The organism is Aeromonas sp. A35_P (genome assembly GCF_002259925.1).
GTDB lineage: Bacteria > Pseudomonadota > Gammaproteobacteria > Enterobacterales > Aeromonadaceae > Aeromonas > Aeromonas dhakensis.
In genome coordinates this window covers 1-3,573 of sequence record NZ_NEVB01000159.1, presented here as the reverse complement: position 1 = coordinate 3,573, position 3,573 = coordinate 1, and the positions used below count along the sequence as shown (strand labels likewise).

Genomic DNA, 3,573 nt, shown 5'->3' with positions numbered 1-3,573 from the left:
CTAAAGTAGCGTAAACAAGACACCGGTTTGAGGTCGGTGTCAGGTGAATACCATCTCCATACAGCTGGAACAATACGAGCTACATAAAGAGATAAAAAAAGAGCCACACAGTGTGTGGCTCTTTTATCAGGTTAGCGGGTCAATCAGGGACGACCGGCCGGGCTGGTAGCGACGTTGACGGCGGCAGTGCTGCCGCCATGGCGACCGGAGGTGGTCACTTCGCTGCGCACCAAGGGGGCATACTCGACCGGCTCGCGTGCCGGCAGGGCAGGGGCGGCGGCCGGAGTTGCCATCGGGGCAGAGGCCTTGCGGGCACCAGCCAGCAGGCTGCCACCGCGCTTGACCTGCTTGGCAGCCGGGGCTGCGGTTGCGGGTTCAACCTTGGTAGTCTCTGCAACGACAACAGGTTCGGCCACAGCGGCAACTGGTTCAACGGCCGGTGCGGCAACGACGTCTGCAACTGCCGGAGCGGTTTCTACGGTCGCTTCCACAACCGGCTTGGTCTCGACAACCGGAGTCTCAACAGCCTGTGCGGGCTCAACGACCGCCTCTGCCACGGTTTCCACTGCAACAGGTGCGGCTTCAACAGCAGCAATGACCGGTTCGGCCACCACGGGGGCGGTTTCGACGACGGTTGCTACCGGTTCAGCGGCGACAACGGCTTCGGCCTGCTCGCGGGCTTCTTCGGCGACGGCCTCGGCAACCACGTGCTCGGTCAGGGCGGAGGAGGCCTGCAGGGCAGCAGCAACGGCTTCAGCGCTCGGGATGGTGATCACGGGCACGGCCGGTTCTTCCACTTTGACCTGGGCTGCATCGGCTTGCGCGGCGGCAGTCAGAGTCGGTGCAGCGATTTCGGCAGTCTGCTCTTCATCGTCACGCTGGCTGCGAGCTTCTTCGTTGATGCGCTTGCGGCGTTGGCCTTCGATACGCTGATTGCGCGGAGTACGGCGGGAACGACGCTGGCCTTCTGCCTGCTCATCCTGCTGTTCAGTCGCGTCAACGGCATCGACGGCGGCAACCGGCGCTACATCGGCAGCTTGGGCAACCGCGGCGTCATCGGCAGGCGCATCGACGCGGATCTGCTTGCGCAGTTGGCGGCGTTCGCGGCGCTCGGCCACTTTCTGCTCTTTTTCCTGACGCTGTTCCACGTTGGTGGCAACGGCTTCTACGCTGTCCAGCGTGTCAACCACTACCTCGGCACGCGGTTCACGCGGAGCGCGGGGCTCACGAGCCTGACGCGGGGCACGGGGTTCGCGCTCCTGACGCGGCTCACGAGCCTCGCGAGGTTCACGTTCCATGCGCTGTTCGCGCACCTCACCACGGGCTTCACGTTCCTGACGTGGCTCACGCTCTTTGCGCGGGCGACGGTTGCGGCCTTCGCCGTTCTCGCGGCTGGTCACGCCTTCGCGCTTCTCGCCGGCATCGCCGTTGCGGTTGCTGCGGTTGTCGTCACGACGACCACGTTGACCACGGCTGCGGGATTCATCACGCTGATGACGGTGACCGTCCTCTTTGCGAGCCTCGCGGGTTGCCGGTTTCTCGGCAGGCGCGGTGACCTCGGCGTTGTCAGCATTGCCGCCGAACAGGTTGGAGAGGCTCTTGAACAGCTTGCCGAACAGGCCTGGTGCTTCGGCAACCGGGGCTGCGACAGGGGCGGGGGCCGCCGGTGCAGCAGGTTGCGGTGCCTGGACGAAGCCTTGCAGCAGGGGCTGCTCGCGCTCGATGGTCTGGGCCTGTTTGGGTTGGTAGACCGGCTTGGCAATTTCGGTTTTCAGCTCGTAGCTGGCCGCTTCCGGGATCTCGTTCTGACGGATGCGGGTCACTTCGTAGTGCGGGGTTTCCAGGTGCTGGTTCGGAATGATGTAGACACGCACATCATTGCGTTGTTCCAGGCTGGCGATGGAGCTGCGCTTCTCGTTGAGCAGATAGGCGGCGACATCGACCGGCACCTGAGCATGTACCTGCTCGGTGTTGTCCTTCATGGCCTCTTCTTCGATGAGACGCAGGATGGACAGGGCCAGTGACTCGTTGTCACGGATCACGCCCTGACCCTGGCAACGGGGGCAGATATGGCTGCTGGACTCGTTGAGGGAGGGACGCAGACGCTGACGAGACATCTCCAGCAGACCGAAACGGGAGATCCGGCCGAGCTGGATGCGGGCACGGTCCTGATGCACGGCTTCACGCAGACGGTTTTCCACTTCGCGCTGATGGCGAACCGGCGTCATGTCGATGAAGTCGATGACAATCAGACCGCCCAGGTCACGCAGACGCAATTGACGGGCAATCTCGTCGGCCGCTTCCAGGTTGGTCTGCAGCGCAGTCTCTTCGATATCGCCGCCCTTGGTGGCGCGGGAAGAGTTGATATCGATGGAGGTCAGCGCTTCAGTCGGATCGATCACGATGCTGCCGCCGGAGGGCAGGCGCACTTCACGCTGGAAGGCCGACTCGATCTGGCTCTCAATCTGGAAGTGGTTGAACAGGGCAACTTCACCCTTGTACAGCTTCACGCGGTTGAGGAAATCGGGACGTACCAGCTCGATGTGCGACTTGGCGCGTTCGAAAATGACCGGGTTGTCGATCAGGATCTCGCCCACATCGCGGCGCAGGTAATCACGGATGGCACGCACGATGACGTTGCTTTCCTGATGGATCAGCACCGGCGCGGAGCGGCTCTGTGACGCCTTGTGGATGGAGTACCAGTGGTTGAGCAGAACGTTCAGATCCCATTCCAGCTCTTCCGGGGACTTGCCCACACCGGCGGTACGCACGATGAGGCCCATGCCGTCCGGCACGGTCAGGCCGCTCAGGGCTTCTTTCAGTTCAGTCCGTTCATCGCCCTCGATGCGACGGGAGATACCGCCGGCACGGGGGTTGTTCGGCATCAGCACCAGGTAGCTGCCGGCCAGACTGATGAAGGTGGTGAGGGCTGCACCCTTAGTGCCACGCTCTTCCTTGTCGATCTGGACGATGACTTCCTGGCCTTCGCGGACCACTTCTTTGATGTTGGGACGACCCTGATAGGAGTAACCGGAGGGGAAGTAATTGCGGGCGATTTCCTTTAACGGCAGGAAACCGTGGCGCTCGGCGCCATAGTCGACAAAAGCAGCTTCGAGACTGGGTTCTACGCGGGTGATTTTGCCCTTGTAAATGTTCGCTTTCTTCTGCTCGTGTCCCGGACTTTCAATATCCAGATCGTAGAGCTGTTGTCCGTCAACCAGCGCTACGCGCAACTCTTCTTCCTGAGTCGCGTTGATTAGCATTCTTTTCATTGAGTTCTCGTTATTTTGTCATTTTGATTTCCTCCACAGGATCCTGCCGGCGCCGGCCTCGGGTCTTCAGCATACTGGGGCAACCTCCCGGTTGGGGTATGCATGAGGCGCAAACTAAGGGCACTCTGGTTCAGCCTTCTCGAGAAGGCATGAAAAGGATACCGGTGTGGAGACAAATAGGCGGTTCTGTTTGCGTTCTCCATGCGCTGTACCTCGCACCCGGGAACCGTCATGTTCTTGTATACACGGTGTTTCGGGATTGGGTGGCATAATTTTTGGCCACTTAGTACAAGGCTTGAAC

Annotated in this window: 1 protein-coding gene; it reads right to left on the bottom strand. The window is 61.2% G+C overall.

Features of this window, described 5'->3' with window-relative positions:
- Positions 1 to 143 precede the first annotated feature (143 nt).
- Complete coding sequence (gene rne, locus CAK78_RS10225) at positions 144 to 3,272, bottom strand: ribonuclease E (RefSeq protein ID WP_094697189.1); 3,129 nt, start codon at positions 3,270 to 3,272, stop codon at positions 144 to 146.
- Positions 3,273 to 3,573: the final 301 nt, after the last annotated feature.